This window comes from Lysinibacillus sp. GbtcB16 (genome assembly GCF_019091145.1).
Lineage (GTDB): Bacteria > Bacillota > Bacilli > Bacillales_A > Planococcaceae > Lysinibacillus > Lysinibacillus fusiformis.
The window spans coordinates 29,401-52,402 of the sequence record NZ_JAGXJV010000008.1 but is presented as its reverse complement, the minus strand read 5'-3'; the positions used below and the strand labels follow the sequence as shown (position 1 = coordinate 52,402).

Sequence of the window (23,002 nt, the reverse complement as noted above, 5' to 3'; positions counted from 1 at the left end):
CATCACTCCCCATTCACTGGGTATTCACCATACAAACAAATAATAAAGTTTAATGCTACATAAGGCTGCATGTTATTATGCGGCAAATTCCCACCGGTTGTACCAATCGCTTGCTGATGAATATTTACTTTTGTATTTGCTGTAAATTCTTTATATATTTTTTTGGGATTAAATCCTCCTATAGCACTCCAAACAGCACCTTCTGGACTACTATCTCCACCAGTTGTTTTCGAGCTTCCTTGTAATACATGTTTATGGACAGGAAGCTGCTCATTACTTAATGTCACATTTTCTACCCCTACATCTTTGGCAAATTCTCTTGTTGTAAGTCCTGTGCCAGTTCCGTAGTGCATGGGCGCTTTACCTCTTAAATCTGGTAACTTAAAATCTGTTTTCCCATCCCCACCAAATCTATTACCAATAACCGAATATAACACGGCATGCTGCTGAATAAGTAATGTACTACCATCACAAAAAGCCCAATCTCTTGGTGCATAATTTCCAGCAAATATTCGAATCTCTCCTGTATAGGCATCTGCCATTTTTTGTCCCTCCTTAGCTTCTAGGTGGAAAAATCCCATTTATTGCAATACAAAACGATACTACTAGATATGGTTGCATATTATTATGTGCCTGATTTTGTCCTGTAACTGTCATCGCTGTTGAACTCATTTGAGTATTTACATTACTAGAAAACATAGGATTTCCATCAAATTTTCCCCATACGTTATTCATTGGGGATGGTTTATTTGTTACGCCTTCATCAGCATAAACTTCATGCGTGTGAGTAGGCATTTCATTTATTGTCAATGTATGGGTTGCCTCACCGCCTATGGAACCATAGGTAATTTGATCACTTTTATGAAGTGGTACTCTTCCTTGCAAATCAGGTAACGCAAAAGTCGTTTTACCATCTCCCCCATAGCGGTTTCCTATTAAAGAATAAAGTGCTGTATGCTGTCTTATTTGTAATAGTCGGCCATCACACGGTAACCAATTTTGAGGTATTTTTTCGAAACTAAATAGCCGTACTTCTCCTAAGAACGGTTCTGCCAATATACTCTCCCCCTTTTAAGTAAAATCAGGGTAAAGACCCTGCGTTGCAATAATAAAATTAATGGCCAATGAAGGCATCATATTCTCATGAGGTTGATTGCCACCCACAGACGTCACTAAATCTGCATTCATCTGCACAATATCACTAGCTACATTTGTTTGATAATTCTTTAAATCAGCTTTTCCCCACACATTATTAGCTGGAGAGCTTGCTGTAGTATCCGTTTTTTCTTTATTTGCTGAAACTATATGAGTATGGGCTGGTAAATTCGTTTCTGTTAGTGTTACTTTTTCCGTTCCGCCATTACTCGCGATAGGATATTGCGAGCTTAAATGAATAGGGATTCTTCCACGTAAGTCTGGTAAAGCAAAATTTGTTATTCCATCCCCACCATATTTATTTCCTATTAATGAATAAAGAGCCTGATACTGATTAATCAATAACAGTTGTCCATTACAAAGAGCCCAACCTATTGGAGCAAACTTACCACTAAACATACGAATCTCACCTAGATACGCCTCTGACATGCCAACACTCTCCTTTTCTTTTATTTCCATAGCATTTTCATATAAATCTCATCTTCTTGAATAACTTGAAATCCTAGTTTTTCATAAAGGTCTCTTGCAGAATTAATTTTAAGAACCTGTAATACAACTGCTTTGCGTTGTTCCTTCGCCTTTTTCTGAAGCTGAACAATCAGAAGTGTTCCTATGCCTCTCCCTTGGTAATTTGGCAATAAAGCTATATCTATAAGATGATGGTATTCAGGTTGCTCTTCCGTGAGAAACCTGCCAACGCCCTCAGCATCTACGACAATTTTCCAATGACTCGCTCTTGGGAATTGCTGATTGTAGGAAGCTTGCTGTGCACGCCATTGCATATCTAAAAAAAGTATCTTTTGTTCAGACGACCATCCCCATGAATCTATTTCTTCATTTCTTGTAGAGGCATAGATTTCATAGAGAAGTGCTTCATCTTCCTTTGCTATAGATTTAAGCTCTATTTTCATGATGTTTGTTCCACTTTCTTCTAAACATTCTTATTAGTCACAATGATAGATCTTACAAAGTTATGTCCTTTTTCAGGCAAGTCTTCCCAACTATCTACGTGCAATTGATGGTCAGCTAAACATTCAGATCGATTCTTACTTTTTTGAGGTACGTCCAGAAAAAGCGAGATGGTGCCATAGGATTTTTCACCTGGCTGTACCTTATCACGCCACGAACAAGAGCATTCATAGCCATTTGGACCAGTGGATGCTTTTATGCCCAATGCTTGTAATGTTGTATTTGGTGGGATACTAATCGGCTCCTTGTCCTCCTCATCTTGGGTGTTCCAGATTCCCCATTCCAACTGTGATTGAAACACTTCAAGCTCACGGTCTGTTGCATTTGTAATCATTAATGAAAATGTCCAAGTCGCCATTTTAATACGCTCCTCCTGTCGGTACTTTTTTCTTCGCGTTATCCATCACATCGTAAACATGCGTACGGTGTAAAACTGCATAGTCCCATTCAGATGCGCCAATGAGTGTTGTGATATTATTATTGTCTGTTCGGTAAAGAAGAACCATTTTACTAAAAATCCATGGCACAACGTCCATATCCTTATCAGAGGGAGCTTCAAAAACCCTTGTCTTTGAATTTTTCTCTGTTTGATGTTGCTCTTTTGTCACAGCGTTTAATATATTGAATTTCGCCTTTAATTCTGCCTGTAGTTCCTGTGCTACACTCGCTTTCACTACTTTTTCATCTGATACAGATACCTTCTCAGTAAATTTAAGGGCAGTTTCAATCGTACAAACCTTTTCCTCCACTGCCTTACTAGCAGTAGACAATCCATACTCATCTATGACTGTAATTTTTCCCTTTTTAGTAACAGTTTCAATTTTAGAAGCATCTCCTCTTAAGCAAGTTACCTCTACAGAAAAATACTGTTGTGCCTCTCGCTGCTTTAAATAAAGGCTATCAATTTCTACATCATTGACCCCGTCCCATAATTGTTTAGAAATGTTGAAGAGAGGCGTTCGAAATAATGGCATTTTTTCAAAATGAACACCACTTGGAATGGATTGGTTTAAATCAATTTCTCGAACATCTTCAATTTCGTTTAATGTTTTGATTTTGGACCAGTCCGTAAATAAATTATTTCTTATTTCTTTTTGTTTCAATTTATCCATTTTATTAGAGATCCGTATATTTCGAACAAAGTTATGACCATCGTGTGGAATGTCTTTCCACTCTGTTACTTCAAAATATCCATTTGCTAGACATCTAGCTTCATTTGGGTCATTATAGGGAACATTTACATAAAGACTTACTACCCCATATGGTGATTGTGTTGTATTATTTTGATCTTTCCAGGAGCAAGAAAATTCATAGCCATTTGGTCCAAATGCTGATTTGGCTCCAATAGCTTGAATCGTTTCACCTGCCTTAATCGTTTGAGGTTTTTTATCCTCTTCACCATCTGTATTCCAATAACCCCAGTGTAACTGCGATTCTACTAACTCTAAATCTCGGTCTGTGTCATTTGTAACATTTAAATAAAAAGTCCACGTCATCATTGCTTCCTCCTTTTTAACTGAATTTTCAGAACACTTAAAACAGATGTATTCTATTTTCTATTTCTTACTACCTAAAACCGGTGTCGAGTATTGTATTTTTCTTAGGACTCTCTTACTGGTTTTTATTATATTACAACTCACCTATTTTCTTCTACGAAATAATTCCATTTTTTAGGTTAATTTTTCTTAACCTTTCGACCTATAATTTTGTCAGAAAGCAAAAAAATCTGCTCATGCTCCCTTTTATGAACATAAACAGATTTACGTAAGGCTTATTTATTCAATTAAAACGAGTAAAGAGCTTCCATACTAATTCATTCCGATCGGCAACATCTACCTTTTGAAAAATTAGCTTTAAATGATCTTGAACAGTATAACTAGAAATCCCAAGGTTTTGTGCAATAATTTTTGTCGGTATCCCCTTCATTACTTCAACTACTACTTCCTTTTCTCTAGGTGTAAGATGATAGGCTTTCAGTAAATAGGCTAACATTGCTTTAGGAGATGCTTCATTTAGTAGTATAGCTATTTGCTGCTGTGAATCTGTTGTCATGAGAACTGATGCTTGGACTGTTACATAACCCGTGTTATTAATTGGAACTAATAACGAAGATTGGCTGTTCAATTTGTTAGCCTGTAGCTTTGCACAAAATGCCTGAATTGGTTTGGGTATTTGCCAATCAAGCAAGCCTTCATTGTTTCTTAAAAGTGTTAACAATTGAGCCGCCTTTGTATTGGTGGAAATAATACGATGCTCTTTATTCAAAATAATGATGCCACTCTGTTCCTCTTCGATAAAGAGTCGCTCTTCTATAATCGTATGGTAGAACTCCATTAATGCCTCAGCCATAACAGGCATGAGGATTTTCACTTGATTTACATCAGCATCTTGGAAATGAGGCTGTCCATTTTCTATCCTTTTAAACAGTGTTAAAAACCCATAGCATTGCCCCTGAAACATCATTGCAGCTCGAATTTCATCACTAAATCCATGGGGCTCTAACACCTCTCGATAACGTTTACTCTGACTACTCACATCGCTAAGTTTACCGATGAATTTGCCACTTTCTACAAGATATACATAGCTATTTATATCTTGTGAGTCGTATTCCAAAGACATTATTTGCTGATGGATATCCTCTATTGATTGCTCTGTAACAGCTCCTATAGAAAAAAGGGTTTGAGTATCTGTCATGGTACAACAATATGCGTCAAAACTAATAAAATCACGCAATTCTTCTATCATCTTTTGTCGGTATTTAGCTGAATTCTGATTATCTTTTAAGTGGACTTCTGACCGTCTCTTCCAATAATGAATATCTTGCACAAAATTCCTCCCCCAGAATTATGGGATAGCACATTTTCCATAAGTATTTATAATTGAGAATAATTCTTAATTAAATTGTACAACAAGGAGGTAAAAATGAAAAATCCACAACATGACTGGCACAAACCTTATGTCTCTAACTACCAAAATACTATTCGACAAAAAATTAGTGGTTATGACCTTATCTATGACATGATGACCGATATTCTTCAAAGTTACCCGACTGATAACATGCTAATAGTTGGAGCTGGTGGCGGTCAGGAACTCTTTTCACTAGGGCAAGCTTTCCCATTCTCTCACTTTACAGCAATTGATACTTCTAAAATTATGCTACAGGCTGCCCGTAAACATATAGAGAAATTGGAACCCCCTCTTCATATTGACTGGTATGAAGAGGATTTACTTGCGTTAGTGTTTGACCATTCGTTTGAAGTGGCTTCCTGTCACTTAGTTTTACATTTTATTGAGGAACATGAGCAAAAAAAAGCTCTACTACAAAAATTGGCGGATAGCTTACAGGAGAGCGGAATTTTATTTATATCATCCATTAATGCAGACATGTCAGCCGTATCATTCCAACTCCAACTCAAGTATTGGCGAAGCTCTATGCTGCAAAATGATTTATCTGAGGAACACTGGCTACGCTTTGAGCAATCCTTTGGCTCCTCTACCTATCCAATTACACTTGAATTGCTAACGGACCTATTGCATGAAGTCGGTTTTTCAACGGTAATTCCATATTTTAAATCACATATGGTTGATGCCTTATTAGCCATTAAAGAAGAGGTAAACAAATGACAAGAGACAATATATTAATCGTGGGCGGATATGGTGAAGTTGGTCGTAAAATTGCAAAAATACTGCTCTCTAGCTACCCAAATAAGGTACGTATCGCCGGAAGGAATTTAGAAAAAGCCAGACAGTTTTGTGCACAGCATAATGGTCTCGTGGCACCTTTACAAATGGATGCATCTAAAACTGTACATCCACAGCAATTAGCCAATGTAGCCTTGGTCATTATGTGTTTGGAGCAACAAGATACTGCATTTGCAGAGCTCTGCTTGAAAGAAGGGATTAAGTATATTGATATTACTGCTAGCCATACCTTCCTCAAACAACTAAAAAATCTTCATTCGACAGCTTTAGAGTATCGTTCAACTGCCATATTCAGTGTCGGTATGGCTCCTGGACTAACTAATATAATGGCCATGCATACGACCAAGCCATTAACCACTATGGAGAAGCTCCATATTTCTATTTTACTTGGAGCAGGAGATACGCATGGCACTGCCGCTATTCTTTGGATTTTGCAACAATTAAATATTCCGTATTCCCATTACGAAAATCAGATTATTACTAATTTCACTAGTAAGAGATCTGTGCAATTTAGGGATATTGGAAAACGTAGTGTGTACCAATTCAACTTTTCAGATCAGCACACATTAGCTCATCATTTTCCTAGTGTTCCCATTGTGACGAGATTAGGCTTTGACGTAGAATCACTTAATTGGTTTGTCGCCTTTTTACAAAAAAGTCGTATTTCCTATTTATTAAAATTTAAAGGAATACAATCCATGCTTGCCTCCCTCGTTCAAAAAATAAAAATGGGTACAGATGTATGCTCCATACAAATTGAAGCTATTGGTAAGATACAACATAAAGAAGCGACTGTGACACTAGACTTTAAAGGTCGTGATGAATCACTTGTGACAGCAAAGGTTGCAGCTGCCATTGCTAGAGAACTTCTAGATAACAAATATCCAGCAGGGACTTATCATATTGAAGAATTATTTACATTGGAAGAATTACAAAACCAATTTGATGCATCTTCTTTCTCTCAACTAATTACATCACAATAGGGGCATAACCTTATATTTTACGTTCTGAATAAAAAACGCAGTAAGTTCCCCTCTCAAAGAGAACTTACTGCGTTTAATTATTTATAAAACTTTTTCTAAGAAATCCTTTGCTCGCTGTGTAGAAGGCGCTGTAAAAAACTGCTCGGGAGGAGCATCCTCAATGAGCTTTCCACCATCTAAGAAGAGTATACGATCAGCAACTTCACGTGCAAAGCCCATCTCATGTGTCACAATTAACATTGTCATACCACTGTCCGCTAGGTTTTTCATAACAGCCAATACTTCTTTAACCATTTCTGGATCAAGTGCTGACGTTGGTTCATCAAATAATATAACCTTTGGATCCATCGCAAGCGCTCGGGCAATGGCAACACGTTGTTTTTGTCCACCAGAGAGACGGTTTGGATACTCTTGGCGCTTTTCAAAGAGCCCTACTTTCTTAAGTAACTCTTCTGCATTTTTTATCGCAACCGCTTTATCCATTCCCTTTACATTAATTGGAGCGTACGTTAAATTTTCTAACACTGTTTTATGTGGGAAAAGATGAAAATGCTGAAATACCATCCCAACTTCTTCCCGTATTTTCATAATATTTGTCCCTTTATCTGTAAGAACATCCCCAGCAATCGTTACCTTTCCACTCGTAGGGGTTTCTAATAAGTTTAGGCAACGAAGGAATGTTGATTTGCCAGATCCTGAAGGTCCGATAATAGCAATTACTTCTTTTTCTTTAACTTCGGTTGAAATACCTTTTAGTACTTCATTCTGACCATATGATTTGTGTAGATCTTCAATTTTAATCACTTTTTCTCATTCCCTTCTCGATTCGTTTACCAAGGAACGTTAAAACAAGTGTCATGAGGTAATAGATAATACCGGCAAATAGTAAAGGCTCAAGATATCGATATGTCGAACCACCGACGATATAAGCACGACGCATTATATCAAGGGCACTAATTACTGTGACAACTGCTGTTTCTTTATTTAGTGTAATAAATTCATTAACTAGAGAGGGCAAAATATTTTTTACTGCCTGCGGGATAATTATATCCTTCATCATCTTTGCATATGGAATGCCAAGAGCTTGTGCGGCCTCCATTTGCCCTTTATCCACTGCATTAATACCTGCACGAATAATTTCCGAAATATAAGCACCTGAATTTAAACCAAATGCAATAATGGCCGTTGGAATAGGCTCGATTTGAATATCTAATAATTGTGGTACTGCATAATAAATAATTAATAATTGTAATACTAGTGGTGTTCCACGGAAAATTGACGTATAAAAGTCAGCAAACCAGCGTAAAACTTTTACCTTTCCAATTTTACATAAGGCTAGTAATATACCGACGATAAACCCAATGATGGATGCACCAATTGCAATTTGAAGTGTAACACCTATCCCTTTTAAAATATAAGGAATAGAGGGAACGATAGCTGTAAAATCTAAATTCACAGCGCTCCCTCCTTTCTTTTTCATCTTGATTCAGCAATTCTTTTTTTCACTGAAAGCGAAACAACCAATACAGAAGCTTCTGGCGGATGTCACAGATATGGGAGTGGACCTTTTCTAGCACACTCGAAAAATTTAGACGTAATCATTCCGAAGCACATTAGATTGAACTGAAAAGTATAAGCGATAGCCCAACTAAGAGCTATCGCATGCATGTATTATTCAACTTTTTCTAACCATTTTTCTTCTAGCTCTTGGATTTTTCCTTCTTCAGCTAGTTCTTTTAATGCCTTGTTAATTTTGTCTTTTAAATCACTGCCTTTTGGCACAGCAATTGCTTTGAAATCCTCGGGCTGTTCTTCTACAGGGAAGGAAGCTAATTGATCATTTGTTTTTAAATACCCCTTCGCAACGCCACCCTCTAAAATGCCTGCGTCTAAGCGCTTAGACATCATATCTTGAATAATTTCAGGAATTCGTGTACGTCCTTCAACTGAAACATCCACTTTTTTAGCAATTTCATTACCTAAATTTTCTTGAATAGAGGCTGTTTGCACACCAACTTTTTTACCAGCTAAATCAGCTTCCTTTTTAATACCGCTATCCTTTTTAACAATGATTACTTGCTCTGTTTCATTGTATTGATCAGAAAAATCTACTACCTTTTCACGTTCAGGGTTTGGTGTCATACCAGAAATGACTACATCAATTTTTCCTGCTTGTAACGCTGGTACAAGACTGTTGAAGTCCATATCTTGCACTTGCATGTCCACACCTATTTTTTCCCCAACCAATTTAATTAAATCAATATCAAATCCAATAATTTCTTCACCTTTTGCAGCGTCAACATATTCAAATGGCGCATAGTCTGCTGAAGTACCAACTTTTAATACTTGTTTGTCTGTACTACCATCAGCATTATTATTTGCATTATCCTCTTTAGCGCCACAAGCTGTTAGTACGCCAATAGCTAGGACAAGAATTATCATAAAAAACTTATTCTTCATTTTTAAGCATCTCCTTTTATTTATAATGTATTGTGTATGAGAATACATTTCTCAAAAATAGTCGACTGGATATTTATTCATGTTTGAGAATAAAAAAACTATCTGCTAATTAAGATATACTCTTTTGAAATAATAATCAAGATAAACTAGATAATTTTTAGCGAATTATTATATGCGAAATTTTCAGATAAGTCAATTTATTTTTTTCAAGTTTTCTTTCCTTACTATTTTCCGAAAGCTTAATAATTATCCCTTCATTTTTAGCAAAATTTCCGCGGAAATAAAAAAGACCCCCATTTGGAGGTCTCTTGCTTATTTGTCTTCTGTAAATAATTTATCTTTTAATTCGTCCTCGCCAGAGCCTTCCGCTAATGGAACATGAGAACGATAAGCCGCACGACAGATTAAATGTCCGGCAACTGGAGCTGTAACAAAGACGAATAGAATACCTAAAATTAATCGGACACTGACATAACCATCGTGCACCCAAAAGTATATAAATGCACCTAATAAGCAAGTTAACACGGATAATGTGGAGCTTTTCGTAGCAGCATGTGATCGCGTATAGACATCTGGTAAACGGATCATGCCAAATGCACTAATAACACTCACAATCGAACCGATTAGAATGAGGATGACTGCCGCCCATTCAATCATTTGATTTACGTTCAACAATCACACCTCTTTCAATATATTTTGTAAAGGCAATGGTCCCAATAAACGCTAAAATACCTAGTATAAGAATGGCTTCTAAATAAGCCTTTGTTTTTAATATAATCGAAACAATCGCAATAGCGGATAAAAGATTTACACCAATTGTATCGAGAGCAATGGCTCGGTCAGGCATAGATGGGCCTCGGATAACCCGATACAACGACAGCGCGATGGAAATACTAAAGAAGGCGAGAGCCAGAAGTAAAATATTCTCTATCATTAACGCGTCACCTCCATTATTGCTTGTTCAAACTTTCCTATAGAGCGAATAACAGCATCCTTAGACTGCTCAATGTCCATTGCATGAATATAAAAGACATCGCCCTCTTCAGAAACTTCCATGACGACAGAGCCAGGTGTTAATGTTAGCAATAATGCTAGCGCCGTAATTTCCCAATCACCCTTGAGTGCGGTTTTATAAGTAAAAATACCTGGCGTAATGTTTAGCTTTGGTGTAGTAATTTGCTTTAATACACTATAGCTTGATAAAAATAGCTCCCAATTAAATAGCCATAATAACTTGATAATCGAAAAGACTCGTCGCAAGTAAAATTGGGTCCCATAAAAGCGGTGCATCGCATATAATATGCCCATTCCTACGATAAACCCCATTAAAAACGTTGAAAATTGTGGTGTCACTTCATCTTGCAAGAGTAACCAAAGTGCTGCGATAAATAAATTTAAAATAAACTGCATCGCCATTATTTATTCACCTCACCTTGCCATTGTTCACCATCTAGAACAGCGTCTATATAGATAGATGGTGTATATAACGTTTCTGCTGCATCGGTGACAAAGGGAGCCAATTTCTCCGCTCCTATTCCTAAACTAATTGTACAAGCAGCCAATAAAGTTAACGGCAGTATTACACGTTTGGGTAAAGGCTTTTCATCCTCTAAACTAATAATGGTCTCGCCAAAAAAGGAGGAAAGAAATATCCGCAGTAATGAATACAAAACAATTAAACTAGAGAAAAACCCTAGACCTAATAGAACAAAATTGCCGCCCTCTATCGCACCTTGTCCAATTAATACCTTCCCTAAAAAGCCACTCAATGGCGGGATACCCGCTAATGAACACATGGCTACAAAGAATAGCCATCCAAAGAACGGATAGTTGCGAATAAGCCCACTCATTTTATCTATGACTGTTTCCCCAGTTACATAAATCATCATGCCGACAGCTAAAAATAACATAGCCTTTGCCACCATATCATGCATTAAATAATAGACAACGCCCTGTAAGGCAGACTCTGTACCAATCGCTAGACCAGCTACTATAAACCCAACACCAATCAATACATTATAAGAAGCGATTGTTCTAACATCACGCCCTGAAAGAGCACCGATACAGCCAGCTATAATTGTAATACCCGCCATAATGCCAAGTGCCGTATGCGTGACTTCGGTATTATTTGGGAAAAGCAATGTAAAGGTTCTTACGAGTGCATAAATCCCAACCTTTGTTAATAGTGCTGCGAATAAAGCGGCAATGGCAGTGGGAGGTACACTATAAGAGCCAGGCAGCCAGAAGAATAATAGCAGTCCCGCCTTTAAGCTAAAGACAATTAAGAAAATGAGTGCCACTGTTGTAATAAGTGGATTAGCACCGGCTTCCATCACACGCATAGAAATATGGGCCATATTTAATGTACCGACTGTTCCATAAAGAAAGGCCAATGCGACTAAGAAAATCCAAGATGCGACAATATTAATCAGCACGTATTTCAATGCTTCACGCAGCTGAACCTTTTCCCCACCTATACTAATAAGTGCATATGAAGCCAGCAACATCACCTCAAAACATACAAATAAGTTAAAGATATCTCCTGTCAAAAATGAACCATTAACTCCAGCTACCATTAGTAAGGTAAATGGATAAAAATACATTTTTTCATACCTTAACTCCATTGTGAATATTGCATAGAGCATACAAATAACTGCTACAATATTTGCTATTAACACGAGTAGCGTTGCGAAGGAATCTGCCACAAATGAGATACCAAAAGGAGGTGCCCAACCACTAAAGTCAATGCGCAATATCCCTTGTTCTTGAATTTCTACTAATAAAATCACGCTAATAATAACGATAAAGCTTAATGTCAGTAAACTAATAATCCTTTGTAAAACGACATGCTCTTTTAAAAACACCAGTAAAATAGCTGTAATTACCGGTACTATTAATGGTAAAACAATCATATTACTCATCCGGCGTACCCCTCAATTCATCAAAATTCCCTGAACCATTTGTTTTGTACGCTCGATAGCCTAAAACGAGAACAAACGCAGTCACAGCAAAACTAATAACAATAGCTGTTAGAATTAGGGCCTGTGGCAATGCATCTGTATAAGGACCCTCTGATTCACCTAATAATGGTACATCCCCCTTTTTAAGACCTCCCATTGTTAGAATCAGCAAGTGGGCAGCATGTGATAAAACAGCAGTGCCTAAAATAACACGTAATAACTGTTTAGAGAGGATTAAGTACGTCGCAACAGCTACTAATATACCTACTAAAATAAGTATTAAAGATTCCATCGGCTACTCATCCTCACTTATGCTTAAAATAATTGTCACGACAACACCCACCACCGTCAAAGCTACTCCTGCTTCAAAAATGGTTACGGTTGAAAAACCCATTTTCCCGAAAATCGGGACATTTATATACGTATAAGCCTGCGTTAGAAATGGTACATCGAAAAACAAAGAACCAATTGCCGTACCTGTTGCCAGCAATACACCAAGAGCTGCAACCTTTTTAAAGTCAAACGGCATTCCCTTATGCACAGTCTCTATATCGTAAGCAAGATACAATAATACAATGCCAGAAGCTAACACGAGGCCACCAATAAAGCCACCACCTGGAGCGTGGTGTCCTGCAAAGAACAAATACACGCCAAGTGTTAAAATAATGAAGACGACTGCCTTAGTGACTGTCCGTAATATCACATCATTAATTTTCATGATCTGCTTCCTCCTTCCGAGGCTTAAGCTTTGTTAGTGTATAAACCCCTAAGCCAGCAATCAGAAGCACTACAACCTCAAGCATTGTATCAAAGGCACGAAAATCCCCTAGAATTGTATTAACTATGTTGGAGCCACCCGCTAGCTCATAGGCATCATTAAAATAAGTGGATACTGGCTCAAACTGCTCGTAGTGCACTACAGCTAGACCAACCATTGTGACTGTTGCACCGACAAAAATAGAGATCATCGCTTTCGACCATTGCACCCTTTTGCGAGGTGCCTCAGGCATTAAGTCTGGTAAATACTTAAAGCATAAAAGGAATAATGCAGTTGTTACTGACTCTACAACCAATTGTGTTAACGCTAAATCTGGTGCGCGGAAAATGACAAAGAAGAAGGCAATTGAATAGCCTAGTACGCCATTTAATAGCATGGCTGTAACGCGACCCTTTGCAAAGATCATCCAAACTGCAGCGAATACCATAACAAATACAAGAATTAATTCGTATGACTCAATCGTGGAGTCCATATCAAAATTAAAGGTCATTGCGTCTGAATAAATAAAATAACCAGCGATAAGGGCCACGAAAAATACATATATATAAACAAAATAATGGGTTAAATTACCTGTCATATATTTGCGAGTAACCTTCTCTGAACCACTTTCACTTATTTCTATCATTCGATTATAGTAAGTATTAAATGTATATTTTTGTGAAAAAATGCGATACATCGGCTTCCAGCTTTTCAATGTTTTGAATAAGATGATCCCGAGTATTATGACTCCTAACGTCATTAATAATTCCGCATTAATTCCATGCCAAGCAGAAATATGTGGTGTTAATTCATTGGCTGTTGGGAATGTAGGATAAATACTTGCCATGGCTGGCTCCAAAATATAATGACCTAACACGTTCGGGAAGAAAAAGATACCGACTACTAACAGACATAAAATAATGGGTGATATTAGCATGCCCAATGGAGCTTCATGTGGTTTTCTATCTATCTTCTCAGGCTGTAGTTTACCCAAAAATGTTCGACTAATTAAAATTAAACTGTAGACAAAGGTAAAGATACTCGCTACCCATGCTACTAATGGGAAAAATAACCCTACATCAGCAATAGAAAAGGCCTCTACATCCCGAATAGCCAAGACCGCTGCAAAAAACATTTCTTTACTCAAGAAACCATTAAATGGTGGTAATCCTGCCATAGAAAAGCTACCAATGACTGCGATTGTAAATGTAATAGGCATTAAGGACATTAAGCCACCTAAACGGCGAATATCCCGAGTTCCCACTTCATGGTCGACAATCCCAACCATCATGAATAAGGCTCCTTTAAATGTGGAGTGGTTGATGAGATGAAACAGAGCAGCAAAACTTGCTTGTGTATATATAATAGAGTCTTTAGTGTAGCCATAGTAATGACCTACAGACCCTAGACCGAATAGGCTCATAATTAAGCCTAGCTGACTTATCGTTGAAAAGGCTAAGAGCGCCTTTAAATCCGTTTGGCGAACCGCATTAAATGATCCCCAGAAAAGTGTAACAAGACCAATAACACTTACGAGCCAGAACCAAATTGCTTCTCCCCCAAAAACTGGTGAAAAGCGGGCAACTAAATAAATCCCTGCCTTTACCATTGTGGCTGAGTGTAAGTATGCACTAACGGGTGTTGGTGCTTCCATGGCGTCCGGTAGCCAAATATGAAATGGAAATTGTGCAGATTTTGTAAAAGCCCCTAGCAAAATTAAGATTAATGCTGGAGTAAATAGAGCATGATCACGAATAACCTCTACATGAGCTACAATTTCACGAATACTAAATGTATCAGCAGCTACATAGAGCATCAGGAAACCAGCTAACATAGAGAGACCGCCAAAGACTGTAATCATCATTGCTTTTTTAGCACCTGCACGTGATGCCTTTCTATGATGCCAAAATGCAATTAATAGGAATGATGACACACTCGTTAATTCCCAAAATGTGTATAATACCATTAGGTTATCTGAAAAGACAACGCCAAGCATAGCGCCCATGAATAGTAATAAATAGCAGTAAAAATGGTGAAGAGATTCTTTCGTTGACAAATAAAAAATAGAATATAAAATGACTAAACTACCTACACCTGTAATCAGTAAGCCAAAAATCATACTGAGCCCATCTAGGTAAGTTGTAATATTTATATTAAAAGAGGGAATCCACTCATATGTATGGATAAATGTTTTACCTCCGGCAATTTGAGGAATATAGCGCGCAAGTAAAAGAAACAAGATGAATGGAACAGAAAAAACAAACCAGCCAAGATGTGTTACACGCCTTAGTCGCCTATACAGCAATGGGATAAGTGCAGCACAGACAAATGGCAAAAGTATCGCGATAAGAACTGTAACCAAATGAAAACCTCCTACTATCAAAATCATCAAGCAAATTTTTGTGGTGATTGGAATGGTAAGTGCTAAAACTATAGCAATTTGTTTAAGCTAAGTAACATATCAGATATATTCTTGAAATTTTGCAAATGGAAAGTGATGGGGTTTTAAAGTGTCTTGTCATTCATTGAAAATGGTATGTTTAGTTATTTAGTCACCTCTAACCCGATGCAAGCCTAAATAACTTGTGGAAAATCAGATAATTTATACAGTTACAACTCAATTATATCAGCATTATAAAGACACTTGACTATCTATTTAACACACTGCATAATAGTGTGGCATATGAAATCAATTTAGCTTTGATACACGCAATGCATAAATTAAATAACTTTAAATTATAGATATAAGCTTATTCCTTCAAGGGTTTTCCAATACATTTCCGTTAACTTTTATACATTTTTAAGTATACAATATAAATGAGCATAATGCACTGTAACAGCATCGATTTTAGCTGTTTTAGGATAATTTTTCGAAATCAACAGTGAAATTAACAAAATACCAACAGATAAGAGGTGTACATTTTTATGAGGCATGTAAAAGGGCGTTTAGACGAAAGTATATTAGTTTGTGTTTACTATGGCTTAAATGGTGAACGTTTGATACGTAGAGGGCACAAAATGGCAACAATGCTAGATTGCCCACTCTATATTCTTTCAGTTGATTCGCAACCCCTTGATGCATTTGACGCTGAAAAATCTAGTTATATTGAGCAATGGGAAAAGTTATCAGACGAACTGGAGGTCGAAAAATTCATTTTGCAAGATAATGAAAAACGTCCCATTCAGAAAGTCATTGCAGAAGTGGCGAAAAACTACGGCATTTCACAAATTATTGTAGGACAAAGCGCACAAAGTCGCTGGGAAGAGATTACTAAAGGATCGTTCCTTAACGTACTGTTAAAAGAAGTTCCATTTGTAGATTTTCATATTGTAGCTGTTCAACGTCCTACTGATGATGATGCTAACGAGACATATGAAAAAGGTGTTCGTGCTTACTTAATTAAAGAACAGGAGAACTTTAAAGTAGCATTTACATGTCCGAAATATGTATCCATCGAAGGTATCTTCTTCAAGGAAATCGGCACGGATTTTGACAACGGTGTCTTTAAATTTACTTACAACGATAAAATGCATGAGGTTCATATTTCAGAGGGATATGTGATCGATCAAGAGAAGCTTCCTGCAGAATTTTTATCCCCATTAAGACAATAAAAAACGCGCTCTCTTTTTTAAAGGAGCGTTCAGACTGTTGATAAAAGTCATCGGGAAGTTTCTCTCGATGGCTTTTGTCATTTCATTTTAACTCTCTGAACTGGTAGCAACTGAACTCCGACCGTAGTTAAAAACTTTAGTTCATTGTAAAAAAATTGTAGGCAAACCCATTTTTAGTTTGCCTACAGTCCAGATGCGTTTTTTCTAAGCCGCCGAAGTTGCTGGTTTATCCTTCGGTAGGAAAAAGGCAATTAGCAATAATAACGGCAATAAAGAAACGACCATCATTGTAAAATCAATACCTTTATGGTCAATTAAAACACCAATAACCATTGCTCCAATGGCCCCCATACCAAAAGCAAAGCCAGTTGTTAAGCCGGCCATTGTACCAATTTTAGATGGAACTAGCTCTTGCGCGTATACCACGGTTACAGAGAAGCTAATCATAATCAAAGTACCAATGATCACTAAAAATATCATAGCCGCCCATAGCGGTACATAAGGCAATGCAAGGCAAAATGGCATTGGTACTACAACGGAAAGAATAATAACATTTTTTCTTCCAATTCGGTCTGACAGAGAGCCTCCGAAAAATGTTCCCACTACCCCAAACGCCATGAATAGGAAAATAAGAATTTGTCCTAGACGGAGATTTACATCATAATGATCCATTAAATAAAATACATAAAAGCTAGTTATATTGGTAGTATAAAATGATCGTGCAAAAATGATGGTAAATAGTAAGGTTAATGCTACGCCTACCTGCTTCTTTGTTAATGGTGGCAATGTCGAAACTAACACACGTTTTTTCTTCGCTACACGCTCCTGCTCTAATTGCTTTTTATACCATTTTGCGATCTTAGTTAATAGAATAATACCAAATGTTGCCGCTACTAATACAATTGCTGCACCACGCTGGCCGAAAATATCAAAAATATAGGCACTAATTAATGGGGCAAGCGCTTGTCCTGAGTTCCCCCCCACTTGATAAATGGATTGAGCAAGCCCTCTTTTAGAGCCTGCTGCCATAAAGGATACTCTAGAACCTTCAGGGTGAAATATTGCTGAACCGAAGCCTAAAAATAATACCGCAATAAGAATAATCCAATATTGAGTAGTAAAAGCAATAATTGTTATAGCAATAAAAGAACTTATCATCCCTATTGGTAATGCATAGGGCATTGGCTTTTTATCACTGACAAAACCAACAATAGGCTGTAATGCAGACGCAACTATATTTAAGACAAATGATATGAGGCCAATTTGTGTGAAGGTTAATCCTAGCTCACTTTTGAAGATTGGAAACATAGCTGGAATAACAGCTTGCATCGTATCATTGATTAGGTGAGCAACACCTATTAAAATCATGATGGGATAAATTGGATTTGCGACGTTTATTTGATTATTCATGCTGCCACCTCGCTCTTTTAGTTTTTGTTATTGACGATTGTCGCATACTATCAACCATTTTGCACAAGCTATGTTTCGACAGCTGTAAAAGGAGTTGATGTATGCATGGAAAGCTTTATTCATGCTCATTTTTGGGAAATGATTCTTCGAACAACACTTTCATTCTTCATCTTACTTATTTTGGCGCGTATTCTTGGAAAGAAACAATTAGGCCAACTAACATTTTTCCATTATATTACTGGTATTACATTTGGATCGATTGCTTCAGAAATTGCCTCGCAGGAGGAAACACCCTTTTTAGACGGCGTAATATCCCTTATCTGGTGGAGTGCCTTAACCTACTTAATGACCATTCTTACGATTAAATCAAAAAAAGCTCGCGTACTTATTGATGATAAACCTACGATTGTCGTACAAAATGGTCTTATTTTAGAATCTGCCTTAAGAAAAAATCGTTTGCATATGGACGAGCTGACAATGATGCTACGTGAGCAAGCCATCTTTTCTGTACAAGATATTCAATATGCGTTACTTGAAACAAACGGAAAACTAAGTGTCCTTCAAAAAACCTCCGAGCAAGTTGCCACGAAGCAGGATGTTAAAGCTGATGTTTCCCCACCTACTTATTTGCCTACAGAGGTTGTGTCAGATGGGCAACTCATCAAAGAAAATATTGTTGAGCTCGAATTAACAGAGGACTGGGTAATGAAGAAGCTGAAAAAACAAAATGTGCATTCCGTTGAAGATGTCTTTTTTGCACAGGTTCAAACAAATGGGTCCTTATACATTAGCCTAAAAGATAAAGCGAGACATTCAAGCCCGTAAATGCTTGTCTCGTTTTTTTTAATCAATTTTTACAATATCTAACGGTGTAATAATTCCTATTAATTTTTGGTGTGGTTTGCCATGCTCTGTTATTAGTAATGCCTCAAAACGCCTACCTCTTTCCACTCCCTGTTTAAAAATCTCTTCGGCTTCATATATCGTTATGTATCTGCTAACAAACTTGTAATTCACCCTATTTTTCTCATGCATCAAAATATCATGCAACGTAGGAATTCCTTTAGGTAAATGGTCGCCACCCATTTTAGAGGCCAGCCAATTGGTAATTCCTACAGTTGTAATTAGCCCTCTAAATTGTTTATTAAAATAGACGGGGAACTGCGTATATTTTCGCTGGTGAATAACCTTTAACACATGCTTGAGGGAATCATTCTCTTGAAAAACAAGTACTCTCTTTCGGAACATTTGACCGACAAGCATAGGCTTAGCAAGCGTAGCATCTATGTATTCAATTCTTTCGACTACATCGGTATGTGGTTCTGCAATTACATAGTTAATAGAAGTACGATGATGGACAATTGCATTTCGCAAATCGGCGTATGACCGTAAATCATCTTCGTATTTTTTCACCAATACCTCTTTTTTCTTCGCTTGATCAATGAGCCGATAAAAGGGCGTAAAATCCTTATTGCCTACAATATCTCGTAATCTATGGTCTATTCGATTAAATGCTGTCAGGAAACGATCGGAATTTTCAGTCTCCACCTTTACGTACCTTCTTTCTCTATTAACTTTATGTATTTTCCGTGTTATTTGACAAATTTCGAGTTACACCACCATTATATTCCTAAGTAATGGATATTCCAAGAATGTAATGTTGGCTGTCATTTATTTTTACATTCTCCCTTGAAAGTTACGTTATTATGAGGAATTGGACTATTTTTCCCTGCAAGTAAGACAAATGATGGACATAGGATTTACAGTGAGAATGAATTAAATTTAAACATTAGAATTCAAATTAAAGGAAATAAGGAAATTCAAGCGCTTCTTAATAATACATGGGAGTGGGAGGCAAGCTTAGATCAACATGTTACTTTTCTTGTAGTGGAGCAAAGGAAAAGAATTAAGTGCACTCATAGAAACTGTCTTTGACTTTGATGATGTATTCAAGTATGTAAATTTGAATGACGAAGAAAATCGAGAAAAAGCGATTACTATTATCAAAAGGTTTGAAGAATATAGAAAATTTACCATAGTTCCAATCTGTATTACGAAAGAACGGGCTGACTCTTTAATTCAGCAAGCTAAATTTCATTTGAGCTAGAGCGTTTATTCGAGCTTAATCAAAAAACAACAGTTCCTTTTTATAATTGGTTAGAGGATAGGGCCAAAATATTAAGTTACAATGTTACATTGTTCAAAAAATAGTTATTTGAGGAGGGAATTTACATTCTTGAATTTCAAGAAAAAGTTAAAAAATTAGTAGAAAATGTGGATAGCATTCAAAGTAAAGCATCCTTTCGGTTGCTTTTTTTTATATAAAAAATGTATATCCTCTTTCCTCAGTGCTTTCCCTCTCCTCATAAAATAATAGTTTTTTTGCAAAAAAAATATATTAGATAATAATTTCAAATCAGTTATTAGTTACAAAGTTTCATTTATAGTTAATTTATGGTTTATTCTACTTTTTATTGTTATTATTTATATTAGTTATCCATTTATGTGGTAACAAACCCAATTATTAGGAGTTATTTGTTTTGAATATGATTAAGTATTTTAAGAAACCTATGTTGATAGCTTGTTGTTCTACATTTTTATTAGGAACGTCTGTTTTAGCTGTAAATCCAAGTACTGCAAATGCACAAGATACTAGTTATAGTAATTTAACAAATGAAACCACACTATTTTCAAATGAAATGAGTATACATAATGAAGTAAGTATACATAATGAAGTTTATAATTTCTTTTTGGCTCTTGAAAAGCTCCCTTACGATATAGAAATACAAGGAGCTAAAAAATCTGCTGAATGGTTATCTGCAGAATCTGGTGTTGAAATTTTAGTTGATGAATATGATAATTTCATATTTCCTTCTATTCAAAAAGAAATGTCTTTATTAATAGACAATACTAGTTCGTCAGAAACATCACTTGTGCTTGCCAGAGCTTCGGTGGGTGAAGTTGCAACTTGCATTGGAACGGCTGGATTGGCAGCCTTGCCTTTCTCGAAAGTTACAAAACTAAAGACTATTTTTAATGCATTAGGTGGAATAACTAGAACTGTAGACATGACTTATACAAATTATAAATATCACCGAGCTTTACTAAACTCTGTTAAAAATTCGTTATCTAAAGCTATTAAGGATGTTGTAGACAAAGAGAAACTTGCTTCAGAAGCAAATGATTTATTAAAAGAAATTTTTGGTGTTACTGCTACAGTTGGTGCATGTAAACCTGTAATAGATGATCTTTTCGATTAAAGTCTATTATAAAGCATCACTGCAAAAACGTTTAAAGACTAAGAGACTGCCTTAAAGACAGTCTCTTAGTCTTTAGCTCTTCTAATCATATATTTCGTGTGTCAATCAGTTACATAAAAATTAACAGTACAGAGAGATTTTTTGTTAGATACCTGTTTTTTTAAATAAATTTTTAAATATTTTAGTATTAAAGAACATGAAATTGATATGGTAAGGTAAAAGGAGGTTGAGATTAAAATGAAAATTTTTAAACTACCTTATTATTATTTAGTAATGTGTTTAGTCATATTAATAGCAATAATAATTAATTATAAGTCAACTACATCATTAATATTGTTACTAATTAGCTTTGTAGGTTTCTTCTTTTTATTTTATTTGGAGAAAAAGAAATCTGAAAAAAATAATTAAAAGGCAAAAAATAAGTATAGCAAACTAGAGGTATGGTTTTTACCATTCCTCAATTGAATTAAAGTTCGCGTAACTTCGCTACGATTTGCTCACACTCTTGTGCAAAATAGGCTTTCTTTTCTTCGGTTACTACTTCTTCTTGCTGACGAGTCGCAATTATAAAACCAACAGAAAAGAAGAAAAAATAGGTTCAAAGATCTAAAGACAGTAGGGACAATCTGTTGTCCCTACTGTCTTTGTGCTTGGTTCTTTTCATGCACTTAATTTTCCAATAAAGGGAATTTTTTATAATGCCTATAGCTGCTTAGAGAGCGTCTTTTTGCTCACATAACAGTTGTTAGCATCGTAAATCATTCCATCAATTTTACGCTTAGATCTTCAGCTCATAATCGGAGTAATGTAATAATCAAAAATTTATTAAGTTAGAGTGGAGGCTGGTAAGGGGTGTGAGGCTTCCCCCATATAGCGTATCTGAATTATGAGTAAGAGAGATTATTCGATCGGATGAATTGGCAGTTTTGTACTTTTAAGGAGGCGTTGTCGATGAGAAATTATTTATACTTGATTGGGCATAAAAACAAGGGGATAGCGTTTCAATAGCCCATAAACTACGTGTTTCCCCTTCAAAGGGAGAGTACCAAATTGAAGGAAATTTATTTAAAGCCTATTGACAAAAGTAATTGGGAAGAAGCAATTAGATTATCTGTTAAAGAGGAACAACAAGCATTTATTGCATCCAACCTTTATTCTATCGCAGAAGTTCAGTTTCTAGATAATTTCTTTGCAAAAGGTATTTATCTTAATAATAAAATGATAGGATTTACTATGTTTGGAATAGACCCTGATGACAATAATTATTGGATTTATAGACTAATGATTGACGAAGAATTTCAAGGTAAAGGTATAGGCAAACAAGCTATATATCTGGTTATAGAAGAGATAAGGAATAGTAATCATGCAAACATTCCTTTTATCATGATTGGATATGATCCTAAAAATCTTACAGCAAAATTTGCCTATAAAAGAGCAGGATTTATTGAGACTGAATTATCATCTTGGGGAGAACAATTAGCTAAGTATTCCTTGTAAGCACTTGAATTTACCACAATGACTAATAGTCTTTTTAAAGTAAATTTGATCAATCATTTTTCAAAATACGCTCTTTTCTATGATCTTTATCAACGTTATTAGTATCATTTGATTAAACTTTATTTAAAAACAACCAGCCCTTTCGTGGATCATGCTCTTTGCTGGGCTCATCCTGCTTATCAATGGCGGAATGCTTTAAAACAAAAGGACGGAAGAATCTATACGTATTAGATTTTC

25 protein-coding genes are annotated in these 23,002 nt (G+C 36.2%); 6 read left to right on the top strand and 19 right to left on the bottom strand.

Going from position 1 to position 23,002, the window contains the following annotated elements; genetic code table 11:
* Window positions 1-2 precede the first annotated feature (2 nt).
* The 7 genes from KVT27_RS19695 to KVT27_RS27270 form a co-directional block, all read right to left on the bottom strand.
* Complete coding sequence (locus tag KVT27_RS19695; protein WP_036148190.1) at window positions 3-542, bottom strand: phage tail protein; 540 nt, start codon at window positions 540-542, stop codon at window positions 3-5.
* A gap of 13 nt (window positions 543-555) precedes the next feature.
* Window positions 556-1,056: a phage tail protein gene (locus KVT27_RS19690; protein WP_036122184.1), complete on the bottom strand. Its 501-nt coding sequence runs from the start codon at window positions 1,054-1,056 to the stop codon at window positions 556-558.
* Window positions 1,057-1,071: 15 nt separating this feature from the next.
* Window positions 1,072-1,584: a phage tail protein gene (locus KVT27_RS19685; protein ID WP_036148193.1), complete on the bottom strand. Its 513-nt coding sequence runs from the start codon at window positions 1,582-1,584 to the stop codon at window positions 1,072-1,074.
* A gap of 20 nt (window positions 1,585-1,604) precedes the next feature.
* Window positions 1,605-2,066, bottom strand: a complete 462-nt coding sequence (locus KVT27_RS19680) for a GNAT family N-acetyltransferase (protein WP_036122178.1) — start codon at window positions 2,064-2,066, stop codon at window positions 1,605-1,607.
* A gap of 20 nt (window positions 2,067-2,086) precedes the next feature.
* Entirely contained in the window at window positions 2,087-2,482 is a 396-nt protein-coding gene (locus tag KVT27_RS19675; RefSeq protein WP_036122176.1) for a hypothetical protein, read from the bottom strand.
* A 1-nt stretch (window position 2,483) separates the two neighbouring features.
* The gene (locus KVT27_RS19670; protein WP_217581792.1) at window positions 2,484-3,620 is read right to left on the bottom strand and encodes a hypothetical protein; all 1,137 of its coding nucleotides are present in this window, start codon (window positions 3,618-3,620) and stop codon (window positions 2,484-2,486) included.
* A 283-nt stretch (window positions 3,621-3,903) separates the two neighbouring features.
* Window positions 3,904-4,950 (bottom strand): helix-turn-helix transcriptional regulator, encoded by a 1,047-nt coding sequence (locus tag KVT27_RS27270; RefSeq protein WP_217581791.1) that lies wholly within the window; start codon window positions 4,948-4,950, stop codon window positions 3,904-3,906.
* A gap of 96 nt (window positions 4,951-5,046) precedes the next feature.
* Between KVT27_RS27270 and KVT27_RS19660 the strand changes: the two genes are divergently transcribed.
* On the top strand, window positions 5,047-5,748 hold the full coding sequence (locus tag KVT27_RS19660) for a class I SAM-dependent methyltransferase (protein ID WP_036122169.1): 702 nt from the start codon (window positions 5,047-5,049) through the stop codon (window positions 5,746-5,748).
* Window positions 5,745-6,809, top strand: a complete 1,065-nt coding sequence (locus tag KVT27_RS19655; RefSeq protein WP_217581790.1) for a saccharopine dehydrogenase family protein — start codon at window positions 5,745-5,747, stop codon at window positions 6,807-6,809. Before KVT27_RS19660 ends, KVT27_RS19655 begins: the two co-directional genes overlap by 4 nt.
* A gap of 81 nt (window positions 6,810-6,890) precedes the next feature.
* Here the strand turns inward: KVT27_RS19655 and KVT27_RS19650 are convergent, their stop codons facing one another.
* The 10 genes from KVT27_RS19650 to KVT27_RS19605 form a co-directional block, all read right to left on the bottom strand.
* Window positions 6,891-7,613, bottom strand: a complete 723-nt coding sequence (locus tag KVT27_RS19650; RefSeq protein ID WP_217581789.1) for an amino acid ABC transporter ATP-binding protein — start codon at window positions 7,611-7,613, stop codon at window positions 6,891-6,893.
* Complete coding sequence (locus KVT27_RS19645) at window positions 7,606-8,265, bottom strand: amino acid ABC transporter permease (protein WP_031418079.1); 660 nt, start codon at window positions 8,263-8,265, stop codon at window positions 7,606-7,608. The genes KVT27_RS19650 and KVT27_RS19645 overlap by 8 nt, the downstream gene beginning before the upstream one ends.
* 215 nt (window positions 8,266-8,480) lie before the next feature.
* Entirely contained in the window at window positions 8,481-9,269 is a 789-nt protein-coding gene (locus tag KVT27_RS19640) for a transporter substrate-binding domain-containing protein (protein ID WP_036122162.1), read from the bottom strand.
* A 312-nt stretch (window positions 9,270-9,581) separates the two neighbouring features.
* On the bottom strand, window positions 9,582-9,941 hold the full coding sequence (locus KVT27_RS19635; RefSeq protein ID WP_036122161.1) for a Na+/H+ antiporter subunit G: 360 nt from the start codon (window positions 9,939-9,941) through the stop codon (window positions 9,582-9,584).
* Window positions 9,919-10,203 carry a Na(+)/H(+) antiporter subunit F1 gene (locus KVT27_RS19630; protein ID WP_025116881.1) on the bottom strand — a complete coding sequence of 95 codons (285 nt, stop codon included), beginning with the start codon at window positions 10,201-10,203 and terminating at the stop codon, window positions 9,919-9,921. The genes KVT27_RS19635 and KVT27_RS19630 overlap by 23 nt, the downstream gene beginning before the upstream one ends.
* Window positions 10,203-10,685: a Na+/H+ antiporter subunit E gene (locus tag KVT27_RS19625; protein WP_012292439.1), complete on the bottom strand. Its 483-nt coding sequence runs from the start codon at window positions 10,683-10,685 to the stop codon at window positions 10,203-10,205. Before KVT27_RS19625 ends, KVT27_RS19630 begins: the two co-directional genes overlap by 1 nt.
* The gene (locus KVT27_RS19620; protein WP_150908418.1) at window positions 10,685-12,190 is read right to left on the bottom strand and encodes a Na+/H+ antiporter subunit D; all 1,506 of its coding nucleotides are present in this window, start codon (window positions 12,188-12,190) and stop codon (window positions 10,685-10,687) included. Before KVT27_RS19620 ends, KVT27_RS19625 begins: the two co-directional genes overlap by 1 nt.
* A complete protein-coding gene (locus tag KVT27_RS19615; RefSeq protein ID WP_036122159.1) occupies window positions 12,183-12,521 on the bottom strand; it encodes a Na(+)/H(+) antiporter subunit C in 339 nt (112 codons plus the stop codon). The genes KVT27_RS19620 and KVT27_RS19615 overlap by 8 nt, the downstream gene beginning before the upstream one ends.
* Before the next feature lie 3 nt (window positions 12,522-12,524).
* Complete coding sequence (locus KVT27_RS19610; protein ID WP_036122157.1) at window positions 12,525-12,947, bottom strand: Na(+)/H(+) antiporter subunit B; 423 nt, start codon at window positions 12,945-12,947, stop codon at window positions 12,525-12,527.
* Window positions 12,937-15,348 carry a Na+/H+ antiporter subunit A gene (locus KVT27_RS19605; RefSeq protein WP_191967809.1) on the bottom strand — a complete coding sequence of 804 codons (2,412 nt, stop codon included), beginning with the start codon at window positions 15,346-15,348 and terminating at the stop codon, window positions 12,937-12,939. The genes KVT27_RS19610 and KVT27_RS19605 overlap by 11 nt, the downstream gene beginning before the upstream one ends.
* Before the next feature lie 563 nt (window positions 15,349-15,911).
* On the opposite strand from KVT27_RS19605, the gene KVT27_RS19600 reads away from it, so the two are divergent.
* Window positions 15,912-16,598, top strand: a complete 687-nt coding sequence (locus tag KVT27_RS19600; RefSeq protein WP_012292434.1) for an adenine nucleotide alpha hydrolase family protein — start codon at window positions 15,912-15,914, stop codon at window positions 16,596-16,598.
* Window positions 16,599-16,802: 204 nt separating this feature from the next.
* On the opposite strand, the gene KVT27_RS19595 is transcribed toward KVT27_RS19600, so the two are convergent.
* Window positions 16,803-18,008: an MFS transporter gene (locus KVT27_RS19595; RefSeq protein WP_217581788.1), complete on the bottom strand. Its 1,206-nt coding sequence runs from the start codon at window positions 18,006-18,008 to the stop codon at window positions 16,803-16,805.
* A 105-nt stretch (window positions 18,009-18,113) separates the two neighbouring features.
* Here KVT27_RS19595 and KVT27_RS19590 point away from each other — a divergent pair, with 105 nt between their 5' ends.
* Window positions 18,114-18,833, top strand: coding sequence for a DUF421 domain-containing protein (locus tag KVT27_RS19590; protein WP_025116875.1), 720 nt, complete (start codon window positions 18,114-18,116; stop codon window positions 18,831-18,833).
* Between the two features lie 18 nt (window positions 18,834-18,851).
* Here the strand turns inward: KVT27_RS19590 and KVT27_RS19585 are convergent, their stop codons facing one another.
* Entirely contained in the window at window positions 18,852-19,556 is a 705-nt protein-coding gene (locus KVT27_RS19585) for a CBS domain-containing protein (protein ID WP_036148203.1), read from the bottom strand.
* Window positions 19,557-20,548: 992 nt separating this feature from the next.
* On the opposite strand from KVT27_RS19585, the gene KVT27_RS19580 reads away from it, so the two are divergent.
* Together KVT27_RS19580 and KVT27_RS19575 are read left to right on the top strand one after the other, a co-directional pair.
* Window positions 20,549-21,268 (top strand): hypothetical protein, encoded by a 720-nt coding sequence (locus tag KVT27_RS19580; RefSeq protein WP_036122144.1) that lies wholly within the window; start codon window positions 20,549-20,551, stop codon window positions 21,266-21,268.
* A gap of 1,050 nt (window positions 21,269-22,318) precedes the next feature.
* Complete coding sequence (locus KVT27_RS19575) at window positions 22,319-22,765, top strand: GNAT family N-acetyltransferase (protein ID WP_217581787.1); 447 nt, start codon at window positions 22,319-22,321, stop codon at window positions 22,763-22,765.
* Window positions 22,766-23,002 lie beyond the last annotated feature (237 nt).

Bases quoted from the DNA above. Each gene is read 5' to 3' on its own strand.
- KVT27_RS19695 (WP_036148190.1), bottom strand. From the start codon at position 542: ATGGCAGATGCCTATACAGGAGAGATTCGAATATTTGCTGGAAATTAT.
- KVT27_RS19685 (WP_036148193.1), bottom strand. From the start codon at position 1,584: ATGTCAGAGGCGTATCTAGGTGAGATTCGTATGTTTAGTGGTAAGTTT.
- KVT27_RS19680 (WP_036122178.1), bottom strand. From the start codon at position 2,066: ATGAAAATAGAGCTTAAATCTATAGCAAAGGAAGATGAAGCACTTCTC.
- KVT27_RS19675 (WP_036122176.1), bottom strand. From the start codon at position 2,482: ATGGCGACTTGGACATTTTCATTAATGATTACAAATGCAACAGACCGT.
- KVT27_RS19670 (WP_217581792.1), bottom strand. From the start codon at position 3,620: ATGACGTGGACTTTTTATTTAAATGTTACAAATGACACAGACCGAGAT.
- KVT27_RS19660 (WP_036122169.1), top strand. From the start codon at position 5,047: ATGAAAAATCCACAACATGACTGGCACAAACCTTATGTCTCTAACTAC.
- KVT27_RS19655 (WP_217581790.1), top strand. From the start codon at position 5,745: ATGACAAGAGACAATATATTAATCGTGGGCGGATATGGTGAAGTTGGT.
- KVT27_RS19640 (WP_036122162.1), bottom strand. From the start codon at position 9,269: ATGAAGAATAAGTTTTTTATGATAATTCTTGTCCTAGCTATTGGCGTA.
- KVT27_RS19630 (WP_025116881.1), bottom strand. From the start codon at position 10,203: ATGATAGAGAATATTTTACTTCTGGCTCTCGCCTTCTTTAGTATTTCC.
- KVT27_RS19625 (WP_012292439.1), bottom strand. From the start codon at position 10,685: ATGGCGATGCAGTTTATTTTAAATTTATTTATCGCAGCACTTTGGTTA.
- KVT27_RS19620 (WP_150908418.1), bottom strand. From the start codon at position 12,190: ATGAGTAATATGATTGTTTTACCATTAATAGTACCGGTAATTACAGCT.
- KVT27_RS19615 (WP_036122159.1), bottom strand. From the start codon at position 12,521: ATGGAATCTTTAATACTTATTTTAGTAGGTATATTAGTAGCTGTTGCG.
- KVT27_RS19610 (WP_036122157.1), bottom strand. From the start codon at position 12,947: ATGAAAATTAATGATGTGATATTACGGACAGTCACTAAGGCAGTCGTC.
- KVT27_RS19600 (WP_012292434.1), top strand. From the start codon at position 15,912: ATGAGGCATGTAAAAGGGCGTTTAGACGAAAGTATATTAGTTTGTGTT.
- KVT27_RS19595 (WP_217581788.1), bottom strand. From the start codon at position 18,008: ATGAATAATCAAATAAACGTCGCAAATCCAATTTATCCCATCATGATT.
- KVT27_RS19590 (WP_025116875.1), top strand. From the start codon at position 18,114: ATGGAAAGCTTTATTCATGCTCATTTTTGGGAAATGATTCTTCGAACA.